The sequence below is a fragment of the Corallococcus sp. AB011P genome, assembly GCF_003611605.1.
GTDB lineage: Bacteria > Myxococcota > Myxococcia > Myxococcales > Myxococcaceae > Corallococcus > Corallococcus coralloides.
Genome location: NZ_RAVX01000022.1, coordinates 102,394 through 121,215 on the forward strand (window position 1 = coordinate 102,394; position 18,822 = coordinate 121,215).

Here is an 18,822-nt window from a genome sequence, read left to right on the forward strand (position 1 = left end):
ATGCGGCTTCAGCGCGCGGATGCGGCCTCGCGCAGGGCGATCATCTTCTTCACCTGGTCCACCAGCGCGTCCGGCAGGCACGGCTTGGTGACGTACGCATCACACCCGGCCTCGTTCGCGTCCTCCGAGTGGCCCTTCAGCGCATGCCCCGTGAGCGCCACCACCGGGATGCCCTTCGTGCGTGCGTCGCCCTTCAGCCGGCGCGTCGCCTCCCAGCCGTCCATCACCGGCAGTGACAGGTCCATCAGGATGACGTCCGGCGCCAGCTCGAAGGCCTTGTCCAACGCCTCCTGGCCGTTCTTCGCCTCCGCCACGCGGAAGCCGGAGAACTCCAGGTACTCCGCGTACATCTCCCGGGCATCCTGGTAGTCGTCCACCACCAGCACGAGCGGCTTTGTCTTTTCCGGGGTGTTCGTCATGTCCGTCTCGCACGTCTTGGAAAGTGCAGGGTGAAGGTCGAACCCTGGCCCGGGACGCTTTGGAGGGAGACGCGTCCCCCCAGCATCGCCGCCAGGCGACGGCAGATGGACAGGCCCAGGCCCGTTCCCCCATAGGCACGCGTGGGCGAGCTGTCCACCTGCTGGAAGTCCTCGAAGATCTTCTCCTGGTTCGACACGTCGATTCCGATGCCTGTGTCCTTCACCGAGATGGCCACGGTGCCGGTGCCGTTCTGATACTCCGCCGCCACGTGCACGCCGCCCTCGTGCGTGAACTTCAGCGCGTTGGACAACAGGTTGAGGACGATCTGCTTCACCTTCTGTCGGTCGCTCCACACCCCCGGCAGCCCTTCATCCAGGCGCGTGTCCACCGTCAGCTTGCTGCGCGCGATGATGGGGTCCATCTCCGCCATCACCTCCTGGAGCAGCTCCGGGATGCCGAAGTCCGACAGGTGCAGCGGCATCCGCCCCGCCTCGATGCGGGTGATGTCCAATATCTCGTTGATGACCTCCAACAGGTGCCGCCCGTTGGAGTCGATGCGCGTGAGGTTCCTTCGCTGCGGCGGCGTCATCTCCCCGGACACGCCCTGCAAGAGCATGTTCGTGTAGCCGAGGATGGCGTTGAGCGGCGTGCGGAACTCATGCGACATGTTGGCCAGGAACTGCGACTTGGCCGCGCTCGCCTGCTCCAGTTGGATGGCCTGCCGGCGCAGCTTCTCGTTCTGCTCCGCCAGCTCCGCGGTGGCGGACTGCACGCGCGCCTCCAGCTCGCTGGAGACCTCCTTCACGCGCTCCAGGAGCCGCGCCCGCTCCAGCACCTCCGTGCGGTCGTGGAACACGGTGACGATGCCCGTCAGCTCGCCCCCGTCCCCCAGCACCTTGTTGGCCATGGCCTCCATGGGCACGGGCGCGCCGGTGTCCGGGTCGTCCAGCGTCAGCTGGCTCTTCCAGCGCGACACGCCCGCGTTCACCGGCCCCAGCAGGTTCGCCAGGAAGGACGCGAAGAGGGCGTCGTTGGCTCGCACCCGGCGCAAGGTGGCCTCGCCGCCCGCGGCCTCGCCCGCCGTGCCCCGCTCGTGAGGCCAGGCGAAGAGGCGCTCGGCCGGGTCGTTCATCATCACCATGCCGCCCGCCGGGTCGGTCAGGATGATGGGGTCCGCCACCGAGTCCAGCACCCGGTCCAGGCGGTGGCGCTCGCTCCGGGCCTCGCGCTCCGTGGCGCGCAGCTGCCGGTAGCTCTCCCCCAGCGCCTGCGTGGCGCGGCCCAGGTCCGTCAGGTTGCGCAGCACGCTCACCACCACGGACGGCCCGTCCGGCGCCAGCACCGGCGTGGTGGCCAGCTCGAAGAGCAGGTCCAAGCCCTCCAGCGGATCCACCAGCGACACCTCGCGCCGGTGCACGGACGTGCCGCCCTGCGCGAGCGTCTCCCGGAACAGGCGCTGGTTGAGCTCCACCGCCCGCGTGCGGCCGGGGCTTGCGTCCGGGCCCGCCACCAGCAGTCCCTCCGCGCGGGCGTTGGCGAAGAGCAGCGTGCCCTCCGTGTCCGTGAGCAGCACCGGATCCGACACCGCGTTGATGACCCGGCGCAGCAGCCGGTCCGGCTCCGGACGGCGCGGGGCCCGCGCATCCGAGGCCAGCTGCCGGGCCAGGAGCGGCCCCGCGCACGACGCCACCCACGCCACGTCCTCCGGCACGGCCGGGCCGGGCAGCCCCACCACCAGCAGCGCGGCCGCGGGCGCTCCGGAGCGTCCCAGCGGCACCGCCAGGAACCCGCCCGGCATCGCCGCGCCCTCCACCGCGTCCGCCGCCAGCCACCGCGCCCCAGCCCGATTCCGGAAGCCAGCGAGCGGCGAACCCTGTGCGTCCCACGCCCGGGCCAACGCGGCCTGCTGCGCCCCCGTCAGTCCTTCACTGGCCAGGCACGCGGACGCACCCGCGCCATCCCCCGGCCCGACACAGGCGGTGAGTGAGCCATGTCTGCGCGCGAGCCACTCCACGACCGCTCGCGCACAGGTGACGGCGGACTCGCAGGCGAGCAGGTGCTCGGCGAGCACGAGGCGCGCCCCGGGATCGGCTTCGGCGGGGGGCAGCGGGGCTGGAGACGCCACGACCTTACGCTCCGGGTGAAGGGGGACGCGGGGAACGACCGCGTTCCTGCGAGTCTGCGGTGCGGACCTCCGAAAATGCCACCACGATGCGCGTCTGCCCCTCCAAAGGAGAGGCTCGGCCCAGGACCTCCAGGGCCGGCGTGTCGAAGCGCAAACCCCTGTCCAGCAGGCGGTCCAGCACATCCACCAGGCTGGCCCCACCAGCCACGCGTTCCACGGGCATTCTGCGCATGCTCCTTGGGTCCGCCCGGCGCGGACCTTCGGGTCCAAGGGGCGTTTTAACGCGCTGGCGACATCGCACCCCAGCCCTGTTCACGCTCGGCCCCTGACTGACCAACACCTGGGGCGAAGCTCTGTTGGATCGCGAACGCCCGACGCTGGGCAACCGGCCGGGCGGGGCTCGGCAGGCGTGGCTTATGCCCTGGGAAGCGGATTCCTAGCCTTCCCTCATGAATGACGAGCGCCAGCACAAATCCCTCTGGACGGTGACGACGCTTCCCCGGGACTTCCCCTCCCTGCCGGGCGACCTGGACGTGGATGTGGCCATCATTGGTGGGGGCATCGCGGGCCTGACGACCGCCTGGCTGCTCAAGCGCGCTGGCAAGAAGGTGGCCGTGCTGGAGATGCACCGCGTCCTCTCCGGCCAGACGGGACAGACGACCGCGCACCTCACGGAGCTCTTGGACACGCCGTACACCACGCTCCTGAAGGACTTCGGTGAGAAGGGCGCGCACCTGGCCGCGTCGTCCAGCCGCGCCGCCATCGAACAGATTGCGTCCCTGGTGGAGACGCTCGCCATCGACTGCGGCTTCACCCGCGTGCCGGGCTTCCGCTATGCGGAGACGGAAGCGGAGCTGCGCGACCTGCTGCACGAGGTCTCCGCGGCGCGGCAGGCCGGACTGCTGGCGTCCTACACGAAGGAGGTGCCGCTGCCCTTCCCCGTGAAGGGCGCGCTGCGTGTGGAGGACCAGGCGGTGTTCCACCCGCGGGAGTACCTGCTCGCGCTCGCGGACCGCATCCCGGGAGACGGCTGCCACCTCTTCGAGAACACCAAGGTCGTGGACATCCATGACGGCACGCCCTGCCGCGTCGTCACGGAGAAGGGCACCGTGACGGCGCAGGCCGTGGTGGAGGCCACCACCACGCCGCTCAACCGCGTGGCCATGCACACCAAGCTCTACCCGTACCGCACCTACGCGGTGGCGGCCCCGCTGGATGGGCCGCTGGAGCCGGGCCAGTACTACGACAGCCGCGACCCGTATCACTACATCCGCACGCAGCGGGTGGACGGCGTGCCCTACGTCATCGTGGGCGGCGAGGACCACAAGGTCGGCAGCGAGGAGGACACCACGTCGTGCTTCGCCGCGCTGGAGGCGTACGCACGCGACCGCTTCCCCGTGAAGCGCATCACGCACCGCTGGTCCGGCCAGATCATCGAGTCCGCGGATGGCCTGCCCTATATCGGCCGCAACGTGGGCAGCCGCCACGTGTACGTGGCCACGGGCTTCTCCGGCACGGGCATGACGTTCGGCACGCTCGCGGGCATGGTGGTGTCGGACCTCATCCTCGGCAACGAGAACCCCTACGCCGCGCTGTACGACGCGGGCCGCGTGAAGCCCAAGGCCGGCGCCAAGGACTTCATCCAGGAGAACGCGGAGGTGGCCTTCCGCTTCGTCGCGGACCGGCTGTCCAAGCCGGACGGACGCCACCTGTCGGACGTGGCGCCGGGCGAGGGGAAGATCCTGGAGGTGGAGGGCCGCAAGGTGGCCGTGTACCGCGAGGAGGACGGCACGCCGCACGCGGTGTCCCCGGTGTGCACGCACCTGGGCTGCCACGTGCACTGGAACAACGCGGAGCGCTCCTGGGACTGCCCCTGCCACGGAGGCCGCTTCAGCCCCACCGGGCGCGTGCTCAACGGCCCCGCGGTGAAGGACCTGCCGTCGCGCAAGCTGCCGGTGAAGTGAGAAGTGCGTGCGGGTGGGCTTCCCTTCGGACGGTCCCACCCCCATCTATCTGCACATCCACTTCATTCAGGGGGCAGGGGAATGAACGCGTTGGAGCTGATCAAGCAGCAGCACGAAGAGGTGTCCAAGCTCTTCAAGAAGTACGAGAAGCTGTCGGACCACGAGGACGACGAGCGACAGGAGCTGTTCGAGCAGATCGCCGACCGGCTGGGCGCGCACGCGAAGATTGAAGAGCTGTACCTGTATCCGGCGCTCAAGAAGGACGACACGGAGGACGAGCTGCGCGAGGCCGTGGAGGAGCACCTCGCCGTCAAGCGCCTCATCGCGGACCTGCTGGACATGGAGCCCTCCGACGAGGAGTTCGACGCGAAGATGAAGGTCCTCCAGGAGCAGGTGGAGCACCACGTCGAGGAGGAGGAGAAGGACCTCTTCAAGGCGGCGCGGAAGATCCTCAGCAAGGATCAGCTGGAGGACCTGGGCATCCAGCTGGAGGAGGAATACGACTCCCTGATGGAGGGCGAGCCGCGCAACGACGTGCCCGAGGAGACGGAGCACGCCGCGCCCATCTAGCGCGCCGCGTCCGAAGCAAGACAGGGGTTGCGCGTGGCGTGGGGCCGGGCAGCATGCGGCCCATGCCGCGCGCTCCTGTTTCCACCCCCGTCTTGCTGCCGGATGCCTTCACACCCGCCGCGCGCCGCGCCCTCGTGCGCGCGGACCCCATCCTGGGCACGCTCTTCAAGACGATTGGCCCGTTCCGCTTCGAGCGGTCCCCGCTGCACAGCCCCTTCGAGGCGCTGGCGCACTCCATCGTCTACCAGCAGCTCCACGGCCGCGCGGCGGCGACCATCTTCGGCCGCGTCTGCGAGCGGGTGGGGCAGGGCAAGGGCTTCACGCCGGAGAAACTGCTCGCGCTCCCGGACGCCACGCTGCGCGAGGCCGGGCTGTCCGCGAACAAGCTGCTGGCCATCCAGGACCTGGCGCGCAAGACGGTGGACGGCACGGTGCCGCCGCTCGCGCGCGTGCGCCGCATGTCCGACGCGGACCTCATCGAGCACCTCACGCAGGTGCGCGGCATTGGCCAGTGGACCGTGGAGATGCTGCTCATCTTCCGCCTGGGCCGGCCGGACATCCTCCCCGTGGACGACTTCGGCGTGCGCAAGGGCTTCATGGTGCTGCACGGCCTGAAGGAACAGCCCAAGCCCAAGGCGCTGCTCGCGTACGGCGAGCGCTGGCGCCCCTACCGCAGCGTGGTGAGCTGGTACCTGTGGCGGGCGGCGGACAAGCCCGTGGGCACCTTCGCACCGCCGGAGGGCGGCTAGCCGGACAGGGGCCGGGAGCGCACCGTACCGCCCAGTCTCCGAAAGGGCTGAGCGGCCTGCTGCGAAAAAGCGGCCTACGCGTCCCGGCCGTTGTAGGGGAACGCGTTGAGGGTGGACAGGTCCACGCCGTCCACGCAGCGCAGGTTGACGGCGAACATCTCCTTGCCGTCCGGGCCCTTGCCGGTGGCGTAGGACTCCACGCCGCAGGTGGGGCAGTGCAGGTGGTTGATGACCTTCTTGTTGAACTGGTAGGTCTGCACCACGTTCGCGCCGGAGAGGGACTTGAACTGCTCCGGCGGGACGAACGTCAGCACCGCGCCAATCTTGTGGCAGATGGAACAGTTGCAGCTCACCACCTGCGTCAGGTCCGTGGTCGCCTCGTAGCGGACCTGTCCACAGTGGCAGCCACCCGTATACGTCTTCATCTCCGCCATGGTGCTTCCTCCGGTTGCTGAGTGATGCCCGGGCCGGAAGCGTGCGCTTCCGCCCACCCGGTGCGTGTGACGCGCATCAATGAACGGAGGCGGAGGGGACCGCAAGCGCGCAGGTGTCGTCCCCGCGCGCTTGCGGCGGTGCGTCACGTCAGTCCGCGTACGTCGTCACGGACATCATCCGCACGAAGCGGCGGTCCGTGCTCACCGCCGCGATGGCGAAGCCCTGCGTGTAGCCCGGCGCGCCGCACCCGCGGCAGCTCCAGCCCGTCCTGTAGAGCCGGTTGCTGTTGCGCGAAATCTGCGTGATGTAGGCCACCGCGCCTTCCACCTCGTCCACGTTGTAGCTGTAGGCGCTGAGCTGCGCGATGAGCTCCCGCACGGCGATGGGCTCGAAATCGCTGGCCTGCGGACCGAAGGCGTTGCTGAACGCCTCGCCCAGCGTCTGCTGGTTGGCGATGCCCTGGCCGTTGGGGATGTAGCCCTCGTAGATGCGCGCGGAAGCGAACGAGCCGGTGGCGCCGAACAGCACCGCGGGCGTCTGGGCGACGGGATACAGGTTCAGCGGGTAGCCCGTGAAGGTCGCATCGTTCAGCTCGTAGAAGTCCGCGAAATACTTCGCCGCGGTGCCCGTCATGGACTGCTGGAACGGCGTGTCGCTGAGGCGGGTGGTGAGATAGGCGCGCTCGGTGCTGTCCACGCCGAGGCCAATGTCGTTGAGGAACGCGTCCAGCGCGTTGCGGATCTCCGAGCGGAGGATGGTCGTGCCGCCGGGGCTGGTGGGGCTCTTCGCGGCGGTGATGCTCGCCTCGAAGGCGGGGATGCTGGTGGTGGAGTCAGCGAACGCCGGAGCGGAGAACAGCATCAGGGCGCCCAGCAGCGACTTCATCGACAGGGTCTTCATGGGGAACCTCTTCATTCAAGGGGGGAGAACCGCGAACAGCGCGCTGGCGAGTACCACGCCCCCCTGACACGGCCCGTATGAGGTTCCTGTGACACGTGCGGCCCGTGACACGCCTGTGAAAGAGCGTGTCGCGAGCCTGGAAACTTTCACGATGCGGGCTGCGGTGCCGGGCTTGTGGACGCGTTGCGGCGCAGGGGCGCGAGCAGCGCGAGGAACGCGGCGGACAGCGCGACGCCCAGGAGGAACATGTTCCCGTAGCCCAGGTTGCCGTACCTCGGATCCGCGAGCAGTCCCGCCAGTGGCCCCGCCGGGGCCTTGCCCGCGACCTCCACGCTGGCCAGCAGCGTGTAGTGCGTGGCGCCGATTCTCCGGTCCGTGCGCGACATCATGAACGCGAACATCACGGTGGTGAGCGCGCCGCCGAAAAACTCCTCGGCGAGCGTCACGCCGAGCACGCCCGCGTCACTGACGCCGGCCTGCGTGAGCAGCCACCGCCCCGCGAGCGGCAACAGGCGCAGCGTTCCGGTGAGGGCCACCGCGCGCAAGAGCGGCAGGCGCGCGGCGAGGAGCCCCCCGCACATGGACCCCAGGAGCGACGCGGCCGTGCCCCACGTGCCCACCCACAGGCCGATGCGCGCCGGCGTGAAGCCCGCGTCCACGAGGAAGGGCTTGTAGAGGACGTCGGACATCGTCTCGCCCAGCTTGTACGTGCCGATGAAGAGCAGCAGCCACCCGGTGCCCGGCACGGTGAGCGCGGACCTGATGCGGGCCCAGAGCGCGGGCCAGTCCAGCTTCGGTGACTCGTGGCCTTCGGCTTCGCGCGGAGGCGGCTCGCGCACGAAGAGGACGACGGTGAAGACGGTCAGGCACAGCGCCGACATGACCAGGAACAGCCCGGACCAGCCGATGCTCGCGCTGGCCCACACCAGCAGCCCGCCGCCGGTGAGCATGCCCACCTTGTAGCCCACCACCTGCGCGGTGTTGCCCAGGCCCAGTTCCTCCGGACGCAGCAGGTCCACCGCGAAGCCGTCCACCGCGATGTCCTGCGTCGCGGCGAAGAGGTTCATCACGAAGATGAGGCCCAACAGCAGCGGCAGCGAGTCCTGCCCCGCCGCGAAGGCCGCCCCCGCGCACGCGATGGCGAGCCCCGCCTGCATGGGGAGAATCCACGAACGCCTGCGCCCGATGCGCGCGGAGCCGTAGCGGTCCACCATCGGCGCCCACAGCGCCTTGAGCATCCACGGCAGGGACAGCGCGCCCGCGAAGCCCAGCGCGGCCAGGGACACGCCGCGCGTGCGCAGGTAGACGGGCAGCGCCGTCACCTGGAAGCCGAAGGGCAGCCCCTGCACGAAGTACAGCGCGCACAACAGCCACAGCCGGGACGGGATGCGTCGCATGGTCGTGGCGCGAGCATAGGCATGCCCTCCGGTGTCCGTCGTGGGCCTATACTCGCCGTTCCAGTCACCAACCCCGGGGAGACGCATGCCGGAGCAAGCCGCAACCGAGTCGGGACTCATCGTCGTGGAGCTGTCCGCCGAGCACGAGCTGGAGGCGGATCACGTGGACGCGGTGGTGGACGTGAAGGCTTCCGAGTTCTTCACCGGCAACGCGGCCTTCACCAACGCGCGCGAGGTGGCCTCGCTGGTGGGCCGCATGGGGGAGCTGGGCGTGCCGGCCTCGGCCTTCACCCTCCAGGCGGTGCAGGCGGAGACATCGGAGGGGCTGCTCTCGCGCTCCTCGTCCGCGCGCTACACGGTGCGCATCCACCTGGCGGACATGGGGCGGGTGGGGGACGTGCTCGCGGCGCTCTCCGGTCTGAAGCAGGCGACGCTGCGCGAGCTCCGGTGGGGCTACACGCGCGAGCCGGAGGCCCGGCAGGACTGGCTGGAGGCGCTGGCCCGCGAGTCGGTGAAGAAGGCGCGCCGCGTGGCGGCCGGGCTGGGCGTGACGCTGGCCGGGCTGCACCGCTTCTCCGAGCGCACCTGGGAGTCGCAGACGCGGGTCTTCGGGCTCCGGGCCGGGGGCTACGGCGGAGACGATGACATGCGACCCCTGGCCTCCACGGTCAGTTCCTACAGCGCGCCTCGCGCCTCCGCGTCCATGGGCTTCACCGTGTCCCACCGCAAGAAGGTGCAGGTGATGGCCACCGCGGAGTTCCGCACGCATCCGGCCCCCGAGTCCTGAGCCCGGGGCCGGGCGTCGCGCTTCACGGCATGGCGCCGGGCGTGTGCTGGAGCACGAGCGCCTCCAGCCGCTGGAGCGCCTTGTCCAGCGTCTCCCACGACGGGCCGAAGGACAGGCGCACGTAGTTGCGGAAGCGCGAGGCCCGCGCGCGGCGCTTGCCGGGGTTCACGTCGAAGAACTCACCGGGCACGGTGATGACCTGGTGCTCCAGCGCGGCGCGGAAGAAGGCCATGCCGTCGTTGAGCGGCGCGGGCAGCCCGGACAGGTTGCCCCAGACGTAGAACGTCCCGTCCGGCGCGCGGTCCGTGCGGATGCCCAGCCGCTCCAGCCGGGAGTGGAACCTGTCCCGCTTCTCCCGGAACGTGTGGTGGATGGCGCGTGTCTCCGCCACCACCGTGTCCTCCTGGAGCAGCGGAATCGCCGCGCGCTGCAGGGGCCGGCTGCCGCCGCCGTCCAGGAAGCTGCCCGCGCTGGAGACCGTGTCGATGACCTGCTTGGGCCCCACCGTCCACGTCATGCGCCAGCCCGGGTAGCGCCAGTTCTTGGTGAGCCCGTCGAAGAGAACCACCGGGTCGCGGTTCACGTCCTCCACGTACCGGGCGGCGCTCTCCACCGGCAGCACGCCCGGGCGGCCCGTCCAGATGTAGTGCGAATAGAACTCGTCGATGAGCAGCGAGCACTCCAGCTCGCGCGCCACGCCCACCCACCGCGCCAGCTCCTCGCCCTGCACCAGCTTGCCGGTGGGGTTGCACGGGTTGGAGAAGAGCAGCGCGGACAGCCCGCGCCCCTGAATCTCCCGGCGCAGGTCGTCGTGCGTGAAGGCGTAGCCGCGCTCGCCCTCCAGCAGGATGGGGATGGCGGTGAACGCCTTGAAGACGTCCAGCAGCTCTTCGTACGCGGTGTAGTCCGGCAGGAAGTGGCCCAGGTTCACCTGGCCCAGGCTCGCCGCGGCGCGGGTGAGGGCCGCGCGGCCGCCGCCGGACAGGCAGACGTTCTCCGCCTTGTACTGGGACGGCATCCCCTTGCGGTAGAGCCGGTTGTAGAGCGCCGCGATGGCCTCCCGCACCTCCCAGAGGCCCGCGACGGGGGCGTACTCCTGGTCCGCCATGTCCACCGTCACCGAGTGCACGCGCGAGGGGGCACCGGGCAGGTCGCCCGTCTCCGGCTGACCCTGGCCCAGGTTGCACCAGTCCGGGTCGCCGGGACGGTAGCCGCGGCGCGTGGCCTCGGCGGTGACGAAGATGACGCCCGTGCGGGGCACGGTGCGAAACGCATGCAGGGGGACGCTGTCGCTCACGGACAGCACGCTAGCGCGCCCCCTGCTTCGGCGCAGCCCCTGGCCTTCGCCTCAGCCTTCCAGGGACGCCCGGAGGAACCAGGCGTGCTTCTCGAACTCGGTGATGATGCCGGTGAAGAGGTCCACCGTGTCCGTGTCCTTGAGGCCCTCCACGGCCGCGCGGCTCTCACGCAGGCCGTTGAGGTACACCTCGATGCGCTCGGCCAGCAGCTTCACGTGCTCCAGGTCGCGCGAGGTCTCCTGCGGATACTCCGGCAGGCGGCTGCTCTTGCCCACGTGGCGGCTGGTGCCGTACGCGCGGCCGCCCAGCGTCACCGCGCGCTCCGCGATGGAGTCGTTGTGGTTGGCCAGGCTCACCGCGAACGTTTCGAACAGCGGGTGCAGCGCGGCGAACTGCGGGCCCTTGATGTTCCAGTGGGCGACCTTGATCTGCGAGTGCAGGTCCAACCCGTCCGCGAGCCGCTCGTTGAGGGTGGCGGCGATGGCGGTGCGGGCCTGCTCGGAGAGGGGACTCGGGCTCTTGTAGAGGGCCATGACGAACACGTTCCTTTCGGGTGAAGGGTGGGACGTCGAAGAGAAAAGACAGCGCCCCCCGGTGTCTTCCACCGGAGGGCGCCAGTCACGGCTCGGAGATAACGACGAGGGGACTAGGACTCCAGTCCAACCGCCGCCGCGTGGATGACGCTCGCGATGCGGACCGCATCGTGCACGTGGTCCTCGCTCAGGCCGCCTTCCAGCACGACCTTCTCATGCGACTGGATGCACATCTCGCAGCCGTTGATGGCGCTGACCGCGAGGCAGACCAGCTCGAAGTCCACCTTGTTGGTCAGCACCTGGGCCAGCCGGTTCATCCGCAGCCCGGCCCGCTTGGTCGCGTACGACTCCTTCCCGATCATGTGACGGAACCGGTAGAAGACGTTGTTCATCGCCATCAGCGAGGCCGCCGCGCGTGCGTCCTCGATGACCGGCGTGGCCTTGTCGCCCAGTGCCTGCTTCGCCTCGTTGAGCATGGCCTCCTTCAGCCGCTCGTTCCGGGCGGCGAAGGCGCATGCCACGGCCGTCCCCCAGCGCTGCTCGGGGGTGAGGGTCGTGCTCTCCAGGACCGCGGAGAGGTTGAGGCGGGTGTCCTTGTGGGCGTCCGCGAGTTCGCTGCGGACGACTTCGAGCGAAGCCATGGGTGCTTACCCCGCCTTCTGCAGCTTGGAGGTGAGCGTCTCCTCACCCTTCTGCCAGTTGCACGGGCACAGCTCGTCGGTCTGGAGCGCGTCCAGCGTGCGGACGGTCTCCTTGACGTTGCGGCCCACGGACAGGTCGTTCACGGACACGTGGCGGATGATGCCCTCGGGGTCCGCGATGAACGTGGCGCGCAGGGCCACGCCCTCCTCCTTGTGCAGGATGCCCAGCGCGCTGGACAGCTCGCGCTTGATGTCCGCCAGCATGGGGAAGGGCAGGTTCTTCAGGTCCGGGTGGTGCGTGCGCCACGCGTGGTGCACGAACTCGCTGTCGGTGGACAGGCCCAGCACCTGCGCGTCGCGGTCCTGGAAGTCCTTGTTGTGCTTGCCGAACTCCGCGATCTCCGTCGGGCAGATGAACGTGAAGTCCTTCGGCCACGCGAACAGGACCGTCCACTTGCCCTTGTACGTGTCGTTGGAGATGTCCTGGAACTCCTTGTTCTTCTCCAGGCTCACGGTGCCCTTCAGCTTGAAGTTCGGAAGCTTGTCGCCAACGGTCAGCATGGGATTCGACTCCTTGGGGATGGGGGGCGGGCCACCGTGGTCCACCCCAGAGGTTGTGGGTTGCTACGGGTATTTGCAGCCACCGTGCCAGTACATCAACCGCCCTGATTCCAGAGGGTTACGGCTCCCCCTGAGAATCGCACCGGCGGGGCGGTGACGCTGGGTCGGTGCATAACGAAATCCCGGTGTCTTTAGCCACTGCAATTTCGGTGAACCATCTCACCGGGGCGCGTGGAGACTGTTCGACGTCTCGGGCACGAGCGCCACGGAAAATACTCGAAGCCACGAGGGGTTGCCTCAAGGGCAAGCAGCTGGCCGGACGAATGATGGTTCGCCAACGCCCCACGCCCGCGCATGTCGGCGCGAAGAATTGACAGGGGACGGCCGGGCGAGCTACTCCCCGGGCCTCGCCGATAATTTTGAAACTGAGTGTCAATTTCAGGAGTCGACGAACCCCGTTCGTCCGAGGAGCACGTGATGCTGGGAGCGCCGAGGGCTGGCATGGGCAGTGTCGCGCGGGGACTCCTGGCGTGTGCCGCCCTGGTGCTGGGCGCGTGTGGGGACGATCCGAAGCCGGTGGAGGAGAACCCGGGACCGCAGGATGGCGAGCTGTACCTGGTCCACTCCGCGGTGGAGACGAACGGGAGCCGGACGAACTACTTCACCCTGGTGGACTCCCTGGAGGGTTCCAGGACGCTGGACTACGCGAAGTCGCTGGAGCTGCCGGGGCGCCCGCGGCTCTATGCGGCGAAGGGCGTGGGCTTCTTCGCCATTGGCGCGGGAGAGGCCCCCACCATCACCCGCTACGAGGTGCGCGACGGCACGCTGGTGGCGGGGCAGAGCATCTCCTTCCAGAACCTGGGCGTGAAGCGGATGGGCGCGCAGGCGGTGCACTTCGTCAGCGAGACGAAGGCCTATTACAAGGATGACGCGCAGGGCCTGGTCATCGTCTGGAACCCGGCGGAGATGTCCATCGTGAAGACCCTGCAGCTGCCGGCGGAGTTCATCCGGCAGGGGTACGTCACGGCGCTGAGCCAGTGGATTGGCCGCGACGGCGAGGCGTTCTTCGCGCTGGGCTGGTCCACGTCCACCTATGACGGGGCGCTGCCGGGCTCGGTGCTGGTGCGCGTGGACACGGCGACGGACGAGATGACCTGGACGCGCGACGAGCGCTGCCGCGACCTGTTGAAGGTGGGGCGCCAGGGAGACTCGCTCTACTTCTTCAGCGGCGTGGTGAACGGCCTGGGCTACGCGGTCAAGGGCGCCGGCGAGTTCGGCCAGCAGGACTGCTTCCTGCGCATCTCGCCGGGGCAGAAGACGTTCGACGCGGACTTCGTGGGCAGCGTGGCCCCCGCGCTGGGCGCGGGCAAGGTGGGCGCCGTCATCGCGTTGACCGAGGACGGCACCGCGTGGATCCAGGTGGCGGACACGAGCGTCACCCCGACGGCGCCGGGCACCACCTACGCGGACTGGTACAGCAAGGGGTGGAGCTGGTACCGGATGCCTCTGGCCACGCTGAAGGAGCCGGTGCGGGCCCCGGGCGAGCTGGGCGCCTACAGCGGCTTCACCTTCGTGGCGGGCTCCCAGCTGCTCATCACCCAGAGCGCGGCGGACTACTCCACGTCGTCGATGGTGGACCTGTCGGGCGGCACGCCGCAGCCCCGATTGACCTTCCCTGGCTTCGCGCTGGACATCGCCCGCATCCGTTAGTTCGAGCCTTCCGCCGGGCGCCGCGCGGCGCCTCTGCCCCATGAGGTGCGCTGCATGGACATCCTGGCTCCCTCGCTGCTGTGGCTCGGCGTGGTGTGTCTCTATGGTGCGTGGTGGTGCCGGCACACCGGACGGTGGCAGGACTTCCCGCGCGCGCCCTGGTTCCTGAACGGGGCGGGACTGGCGTTGCTGCTGGGCGGGCTCGCCGCGTCGCTCCGGGGAAGCGTCTCCGCGGGCGCGGCGGTGGGGGCGGCCATGGCGTACGTCATGGCCGCGGGCTCGCTGCTCGCCATCCTGACGCCGCTGGCGCGCAAGCCGGTGTGGGTGATGGGGTTGCTGCTCCCGGTCGGTCTGGTGCTGGGGATGCTGGAGCGGGTGTCGTGACCCTGGCGGGGACGCGGGCCCGCCCGGGGTGGCGCTGGGTGCTGGCGGCGGCGGTGGGTGCGCCGTTGGCGGCGCTGCTGGCCTCGCTCGCCCTGTCCGCCGTGGTGCCCGTGTCCCCGGACGTGCGCTACCTGGTGGCGTGCGTCGCGGTCGCGCCGCTGATGGCCGCGGCCCCGTGCGCGGCGCTGCTGGCCCGCTCGGAGGCCCGTGCGTGGGCGGGGGTCGCGCTGACCTGCTGCGTGTCCCTGCTGCTGCTATGGAGGGCGCTGCCGTGAAGCTGCGCTCCGACACGTATCGCCTGCTGTGGGAGGCGCATGCGTGGGCGGGCGCGGTGGCGTCGGTCCTGCTGGTGGGCATGTTCCTGCTCGGGGTCGCGTCGTTGTTCCGCCATGAGCTGGTGCCCTGGCAGCAGCCGCGCCTGCGCGCGCCCGTCGCCGCCGACGAGCCGCGAGTGTTGGCCACGCTCCAGGCGTGGCTGGACGCGCGCGTGGGCAGGGACGGGCCCTCCACGCTGGACGTGGACCTGCCCGCGCCGTACGCGCCGTGGATGCGGCTGGAGTGGCGGGCCGCGGGCGGCGAGAAGCAGGCCGTCTGGGTGGAGCCGGCCACCGGCGAGGAGGTGCCGGAGCGCAGCGACCTGGGCTACTTCCTGTTCCTCGCGCACTTCCTCTATCCGCTGCCCGGGGGCATGGCCCTGGCCGGCCTGGTGGCGGTGGTGCTGCTGCTGGTGGTGGGCACGGGGCTGATCATCCAGCTGGGACGGCTGCGCCGGGAGCTGGTCCGCTTCCGTCCGCGCGAGGCGCTGCGCACGGTGTGGGGTGACCTGCACAAGGTGCTCGGGAGCGTGGGGACGCCCTTCCAGGCGATGATGGCCTGGACGGCGGCCATCATCTGCTTGAACGCCGCGGTGCTTCAGCCGGTGGTGGTGCGCACGGCGTTCCAGGGCGACGTGGACGCGGGGCTTCAGACGCTGGGCTATCCGCGCGGCGCGAAGCCCTCCGGACAGGCCGCGCCCGCGCCCCGGGTGGCCGCCATCCTGGCCCGGGCCCGCGAGGCGCTGCCCGACGTGCGCCACTACCGCTTCAGCATGCGCAACCTGGGGGACGCGTCCGCCTACGCGGACGTCCGGGGCTCCGCGCGCGACGGGCTCGCCGAGTTCACCACCGTGCGGGTGGCGGGTGACGGGCAGCTCTTGCACGTGCGGCGGGCCGGTGGGCCGAGCGCGTCCGCGAAGCTGCTGGAGGGGGCCTACGTGCTGCACTCCGGCCTCTATTCGGGCATGGGGCTGCGGCTCGCATACGCGCTCCTGGGGCTCTTCAGCGCGCTGTGCGTCGTGACCGGCAACCTGGTGTGGCTGGAGCGGCGGGCGCGCTCCATGCGCCGGGTGGACGTGGCGCTCGCGCGGCTGACGGCGGGCGGCTGTGGGGGCGCGGCGTTCGCGCTCGCGGCGGTCTTCCTGGCGAACCAGCTGCTGCCGGACGCGCTGCCCCACCGGGTGGAATGGGAGCACCGCATCTTCTTCGGGGCCTGGTGCGCCAGCGTGCTCGGCGGGCTCGTGTATCCCCGCGCCCGGGGCTGGGCGCGGTGGCTGTTGGGCCTGTCCGGCGGAATCCTGGTGGTGCTGCCCTGGCTGGATGCGTGGCGCCACCTGCGGCGCGTCTTCGACCCCGCGGGTTCGCCTTTCGTGTTCTTCGTGGACCTGGGGCTCGCGGCCCTGGGCGCCGCGTTCCTCCTCTCCGCCTGGGCCATCGGGCGCATCGCCCCCCACGACCCGGGTGGGGCCCGGGTCGCACCGCTGGGTGTTCCGGCGCACGAAGGGCGCTGAATGTCCTCCAGGTCCTGCTCCCCGCGTGTCTCGCGGCTCGCTCCTCGCACCATGTCCATCCTCTCCGGCCGTTCCGCCTCGCCCGTGTGTCTCCCCCGCTCGCGCTCGCGCGTGGGCTGGAAGCGGGCCCTGGGGGCGCTGGCCCTGTGCCTGTCGGTGCCCGCGCTGGCGCAGGACGCGGTGGTGCCCGCGCCGGGCGTGGGCGAGCTTTCGGGCCAGCTGACCGCGTGCGCGGACGGGGACCTGGGGAAGGCGGAGCTGCTCCTGCTGGAGCCGGGTGGGAACACCCGGGCGCCGGGGATGGACGCGCGCCGCCGCTTCCAGGTGAAGGGGCTGAGCCCCGGCGACTACGAGCTGCACGTCTACGTCCCCGGCTGCGAGCCGCGCGCCTGGCGCGTCCAGGTGTCGGCGGGGCAGCGGACGGAGGTGGAGGCCCGGCTGGAGGTGGCCCTCGACATGGGGACCACCATCGGCGTGACGGGCCGCGAGCTGAGCAAGTCGGAGGAGCGTGCCCTGTCCGCGGAGTCGGTCCGCGTGGTGGAGCTGGAGGCCGCGAAGCAGCAGACGGCGGACCTGGGCGAGGTGCTCAGCCGCAACAGCGGCGTCAGCGTGCAGCGCACCGGCGGCCTGGGGTCCAACGCCCGCTTCTCGCTCAACGGCTTCACGGGGGAGCAGGTCCGCTTCTTCCTGGACGGCGTTCCGCTGGAGCTCGCGGGCTTCGGGCTGGGCATCGCCAACGTGCCGGTCAACCTGCTCAAGCGCGTGGAGGTGTACCGGGGCGTGGTGCCCGTGCGCTTCGGCGCGGACGCGCTGGGCGGCGCGGTGAACCTCGTCTCGTCGGACGGCAATGAGAAGGACGGCCTGTCCGCGTCGCTGCAGGCGGGCTCGTTCGACACGTACCGGGGCTCCGTCTCCGGCCAGTACCGCCTGGGGCCGAGCGGCGTGTTCCTGCGCGGCCACGCCTTCGGGGACTTCGCGCGCAACGACTACGCGGTGGACGTGGAGGTGCCGGACGACCGGGGGCGGCTCCAGCCGGCCCGCGTGCCGCGCTTCCACGACGGCTTCGCCGCGGGAGGCGCCGGGCTGGAGTTGGGCGTCGTCGACAAGCCCTTCGCGGAGCGCCTGTCGCTGCGCGCGTTCGGGTCGCGCTACCGCAAGGAGCTCCAGCACAACGTGGTGATGACGGTGCCGTACGGTGAGGCGCTCTCCTCCGAATCCAGCTATGGCGCGCTGGCCACCTGGGCCCGGGGCGGGCTGGGGTCCGGGAGGCTGCGGCTGGAGGCCGTGGGCGGCTACAGCCGCCGGGACACCGACTTCCGCGACACGTCGATGTTCGTCTACGACTGGTACGGCACCCCGGTCACCGAGCGCCGCCAGCCGGGCGAGCTGGGCGCCACGCCCACGGACCAGACGCTCTGGCAGCACAGCGCCCTGGCGCGTCTTCACGCGGGCTACGAGCTGTCGGAGTCACAGCGCTTGCGCTTCACGCTGGCGCCCACCTTCGTGAGCCGCCAGGGGCAGGACCGGCTCAAGCAGGACACCGGGCAGAGGGACCCGCTCGACGCGCGCAGGAACCTGCTCACGCTGGTGGGGGGCCTGGAGCACGAGGCCATGCTGGCGGATGGGCTGCTCAAGAACGTGGCCTTCGTGAAGGGCTACGTGATGCGCTCCGCGTCGGAGGAGGTGCTCGCCGCCGGCGACGTCTTGCGCCGCGACCAGGCCAGCGAACGGTTGGGCGTGGGCGACGGCCTGCGGCTGTTCCTGCCGCACGGGCTGCTGGCCAAGGCGTCCTACGAATACACCACGCGCCTGCCCGGCCCGGACGAGCTGTTCGGTGACGGCGTCCTGGTGGCCGCGAACCTGGCGCTGCGGCCCGAGGCCAGCCACAACGCGAACCTGGAGCTGGCGCTGGAGGACCTGGGCACCGGGCTGGGCCACTTCCGCGGCAGCGTGGGCGGCTTCGCCCGCTTCGCGGATCAGCTCATCGTGCTGTTGGGCAACGACACCACCCTCAGCTACGAGAACGTCTACGCGGCGCGGTCCCTGGGCGTGGAGGCGTCCGCGGGGTGGACGGTGCCGGGGGACTGGCTGGCGCTGGACGCCAACGCGACCTGGCAGGACTTCCGCAACGCGGGCGGCGCGGGCGCCTTCGCGGCCTTCGACGGCGACCGCATCCCCAACCGCCCGTGGCTCTTCGCCAACGCGTCGGCGCGGCTCCAGCGGCGCGCGCTGTTCAAGCCCACCGACGTCGCGTCCCTGGGCTTCAGCTCGCGCTACGTGCACGGGTTCTTCCGGGGCTGGGAGAGCCAGGGCCTGCGCCAGTACAAGCAGGAGGTGGACGCGCAGCTCGTCCACTCCCTGGCGCTCTCCTACGTGCGCGAGGGCTCTCCCCGCCTGGGCGGGACGCTGGAGGTGCTCAACCTCACGAACGCGAAGGCCTACGACTTCTTCGGCGTGCAGCGGCCGGGCCGCTTCCTGTCCGTCAAGCTGACGGCGGACTTCTGAGGAAGCGGCCCGCTCCCC

At 70.5% G+C, this 18,822-nt stretch carries 18 protein-coding genes; 9 read left to right on the forward strand and 9 right to left on the reverse strand.

Annotated elements, in window-relative coordinates; all coding sequences use genetic code 11:
• Positions 1-8: 8 nt before the first annotated feature.
• Together D7X30_RS35055 and D7X30_RS35060 are read right to left on the reverse strand one after the other, a co-directional pair.
• Positions 9-419: a response regulator gene (locus D7X30_RS35055; RefSeq protein ID WP_120567320.1), complete on the reverse strand. Its 411-nt coding sequence runs from the start codon at positions 417-419 to the stop codon at positions 9-11.
• Positions 416-2,545 carry an ATP-binding protein gene (locus tag D7X30_RS35060; protein ID WP_120567321.1) on the reverse strand — a complete coding sequence of 710 codons (2,130 nt, stop codon included), beginning with the start codon at positions 2,543-2,545 and terminating at the stop codon, positions 416-418. The genes D7X30_RS35055 and D7X30_RS35060 overlap by 4 nt, the downstream gene beginning before the upstream one ends.
• Before the next feature lie 449 nt (positions 2,546-2,994).
• Between D7X30_RS35060 and D7X30_RS35070 the strand changes: the two genes are divergently transcribed.
• The 3 genes from D7X30_RS35070 (at position 2,995) to D7X30_RS35080 (ending at position 5,828) form a co-directional block, all read left to right on the forward strand.
• A complete protein-coding gene (locus tag D7X30_RS35070; RefSeq protein ID WP_120567323.1) occupies positions 2,995-4,509 on the forward strand; it encodes an FAD-dependent oxidoreductase in 1,515 nt (504 codons plus the stop codon).
• 81 nt (positions 4,510-4,590) lie between these two features.
• Positions 4,591-5,079 (forward strand): hemerythrin domain-containing protein, encoded by a 489-nt coding sequence (locus tag D7X30_RS35075; RefSeq protein ID WP_120567324.1) that lies wholly within the window; start codon positions 4,591-4,593, stop codon positions 5,077-5,079.
• Positions 5,080-5,141: 62 nt separating this feature from the next.
• Positions 5,142-5,828, forward strand: coding sequence for a DNA-3-methyladenine glycosylase (locus D7X30_RS35080; protein ID WP_120567366.1), 687 nt, complete (start codon positions 5,142-5,144; stop codon positions 5,826-5,828).
• 74 nt (positions 5,829-5,902) lie between these two features.
• Here the strand turns inward: D7X30_RS35080 and D7X30_RS35085 are convergent, their stop codons facing one another.
• The 3 genes from D7X30_RS35085 to D7X30_RS35095 form a co-directional block, all read right to left on the reverse strand.
• Positions 5,903-6,262 carry a GFA family protein gene (locus D7X30_RS35085; RefSeq protein WP_120567325.1) on the reverse strand — a complete coding sequence of 120 codons (360 nt, stop codon included), beginning with the start codon at positions 6,260-6,262 and terminating at the stop codon, positions 5,903-5,905.
• A gap of 148 nt (positions 6,263-6,410) precedes the next feature.
• On the reverse strand, positions 6,411-7,163 hold the full coding sequence (locus D7X30_RS35090) for a hypothetical protein (protein WP_120567326.1): 753 nt from the start codon (positions 7,161-7,163) through the stop codon (positions 6,411-6,413).
• Positions 7,164-7,309: 146 nt separating this feature from the next.
• Positions 7,310-8,560, reverse strand: a complete 1,251-nt coding sequence (locus D7X30_RS35095; protein WP_120567327.1) for an MFS transporter — start codon at positions 8,558-8,560, stop codon at positions 7,310-7,312.
• A gap of 85 nt (positions 8,561-8,645) precedes the next feature.
• Between D7X30_RS35095 and D7X30_RS35100 the strand changes: the two genes are divergently transcribed.
• Positions 8,646-9,347: an SIMPL domain-containing protein gene (locus D7X30_RS35100; protein WP_120567328.1), complete on the forward strand. Its 702-nt coding sequence runs from the start codon at positions 8,646-8,648 to the stop codon at positions 9,345-9,347.
• 22 nt (positions 9,348-9,369) lie between these two features.
• Here D7X30_RS35100 and D7X30_RS35105 read toward each other — a convergent pair whose 3' ends face one another.
• From D7X30_RS35105 to D7X30_RS35120, 4 genes are all read right to left on the reverse strand, one after another.
• A complete protein-coding gene (locus tag D7X30_RS35105) occupies positions 9,370-10,644 on the reverse strand; it encodes a pyridoxal phosphate-dependent aminotransferase (protein WP_120567367.1) in 1,275 nt (424 codons plus the stop codon).
• 51 nt (positions 10,645-10,695) lie between these two features.
• Entirely contained in the window at positions 10,696-11,178 is a 483-nt protein-coding gene (dps, locus tag D7X30_RS35110; protein WP_120567329.1) for a DNA starvation/stationary phase protection protein Dps, read from the reverse strand.
• Positions 11,179-11,291: 113 nt separating this feature from the next.
• Positions 11,292-11,819, reverse strand: coding sequence for a carboxymuconolactone decarboxylase family protein (locus D7X30_RS35115; RefSeq protein WP_120550488.1), 528 nt, complete (start codon positions 11,817-11,819; stop codon positions 11,292-11,294).
• A 6-nt stretch (positions 11,820-11,825) separates the two neighbouring features.
• Positions 11,826-12,380: a peroxiredoxin gene (locus D7X30_RS35120; protein WP_014394422.1), complete on the reverse strand. Its 555-nt coding sequence runs from the start codon at positions 12,378-12,380 to the stop codon at positions 11,826-11,828.
• 501 nt (positions 12,381-12,881) lie between these two features.
• Here D7X30_RS35120 and D7X30_RS35125 point away from each other — a divergent pair.
• Genes D7X30_RS35125 through mxcH form a run of 5 tightly spaced genes read left to right on the forward strand, consistent with a single transcriptional unit; the run spans position 12,882 to position 18,804 of the window.
• A complete protein-coding gene (locus D7X30_RS35125) occupies positions 12,882-14,090 on the forward strand; it encodes an MxcI (RefSeq protein WP_233591982.1) in 1,209 nt (402 codons plus the stop codon).
• A 54-nt stretch (positions 14,091-14,144) separates the two neighbouring features.
• The gene (locus D7X30_RS35130; protein ID WP_120567331.1) at positions 14,145-14,474 is read left to right on the forward strand and encodes a hypothetical protein; all 330 of its coding nucleotides are present in this window, start codon (positions 14,145-14,147) and stop codon (positions 14,472-14,474) included.
• Positions 14,471-14,749 carry a hypothetical protein gene (locus D7X30_RS35135; RefSeq protein WP_233587765.1) on the forward strand — a complete coding sequence of 93 codons (279 nt, stop codon included), beginning with the start codon at positions 14,471-14,473 and terminating at the stop codon, positions 14,747-14,749. The genes D7X30_RS35130 and D7X30_RS35135 overlap by 4 nt, the downstream gene beginning before the upstream one ends.
• Positions 14,746-16,299 (forward strand): PepSY domain-containing protein, encoded by a 1,554-nt coding sequence (locus D7X30_RS35140; protein WP_120567332.1) that lies wholly within the window; start codon positions 14,746-14,748, stop codon positions 16,297-16,299. Before D7X30_RS35135 ends, D7X30_RS35140 begins: the two co-directional genes overlap by 4 nt.
• 51 nt (positions 16,300-16,350) lie before the next feature.
• Positions 16,351-18,804, forward strand: coding sequence for a TonB-dependent siderophore myxochelin receptor MxcH (gene mxcH / locus D7X30_RS35145; protein WP_233591984.1), 2,454 nt, complete (start codon positions 16,351-16,353; stop codon positions 18,802-18,804).
• The last annotated feature ends 18 nt before the right edge of the window (positions 18,805-18,822 follow it).

Bases quoted from the DNA above. Each gene is read 5' to 3' on its own strand.
- D7X30_RS35055 (WP_120567320.1), bottom strand. From the start codon at position 419: ATGACGAACACCCCGGAAAAGACAAAGCCGCTCGTGCTGGTGGTGGAC.
- D7X30_RS35070 (WP_120567323.1), top strand. From the start codon at position 2,995: ATGAATGACGAGCGCCAGCACAAATCCCTCTGGACGGTGACGACGCTT.
- D7X30_RS35075 (WP_120567324.1), top strand. From the start codon at position 4,591: ATGAACGCGTTGGAGCTGATCAAGCAGCAGCACGAAGAGGTGTCCAAG.
- D7X30_RS35080 (WP_120567366.1), top strand. From the start codon at position 5,142: ATGCCGCGCGCTCCTGTTTCCACCCCCGTCTTGCTGCCGGATGCCTTC.
- D7X30_RS35085 (WP_120567325.1), bottom strand. From the start codon at position 6,262: ATGGCGGAGATGAAGACGTATACGGGTGGCTGCCACTGTGGACAGGTC.
- D7X30_RS35090 (WP_120567326.1), bottom strand. From the start codon at position 7,163: ATGAAGACCCTGTCGATGAAGTCGCTGCTGGGCGCCCTGATGCTGTTC.
- D7X30_RS35095 (WP_120567327.1), bottom strand. From the start codon at position 8,560: ATGCGACGCATCCCGTCCCGGCTGTGGCTGTTGTGCGCGCTGTACTTC.
- D7X30_RS35100 (WP_120567328.1), top strand. From the start codon at position 8,646: ATGCCGGAGCAAGCCGCAACCGAGTCGGGACTCATCGTCGTGGAGCTG.
- dps (WP_120567329.1), bottom strand. From the start codon at position 11,178: ATGGCCCTCTACAAGAGCCCGAGTCCCCTCTCCGAGCAGGCCCGCACC.
- D7X30_RS35115 (WP_120550488.1), bottom strand. From the start codon at position 11,819: ATGGCTTCGCTCGAAGTCGTCCGCAGCGAACTCGCGGACGCCCACAAG.
- D7X30_RS35120 (WP_014394422.1), bottom strand. From the start codon at position 12,380: ATGCTGACCGTTGGCGACAAGCTTCCGAACTTCAAGCTGAAGGGCACC.
- D7X30_RS35125 (WP_233591982.1), top strand. From the start codon at position 12,882: ATGGGCAGTGTCGCGCGGGGACTCCTGGCGTGTGCCGCCCTGGTGCTG.
- D7X30_RS35130 (WP_120567331.1), top strand. From the start codon at position 14,145: ATGGACATCCTGGCTCCCTCGCTGCTGTGGCTCGGCGTGGTGTGTCTC.
- mxcH (WP_233591984.1), top strand. From the start codon at position 16,351: ATGTCCATCCTCTCCGGCCGTTCCGCCTCGCCCGTGTGTCTCCCCCGC.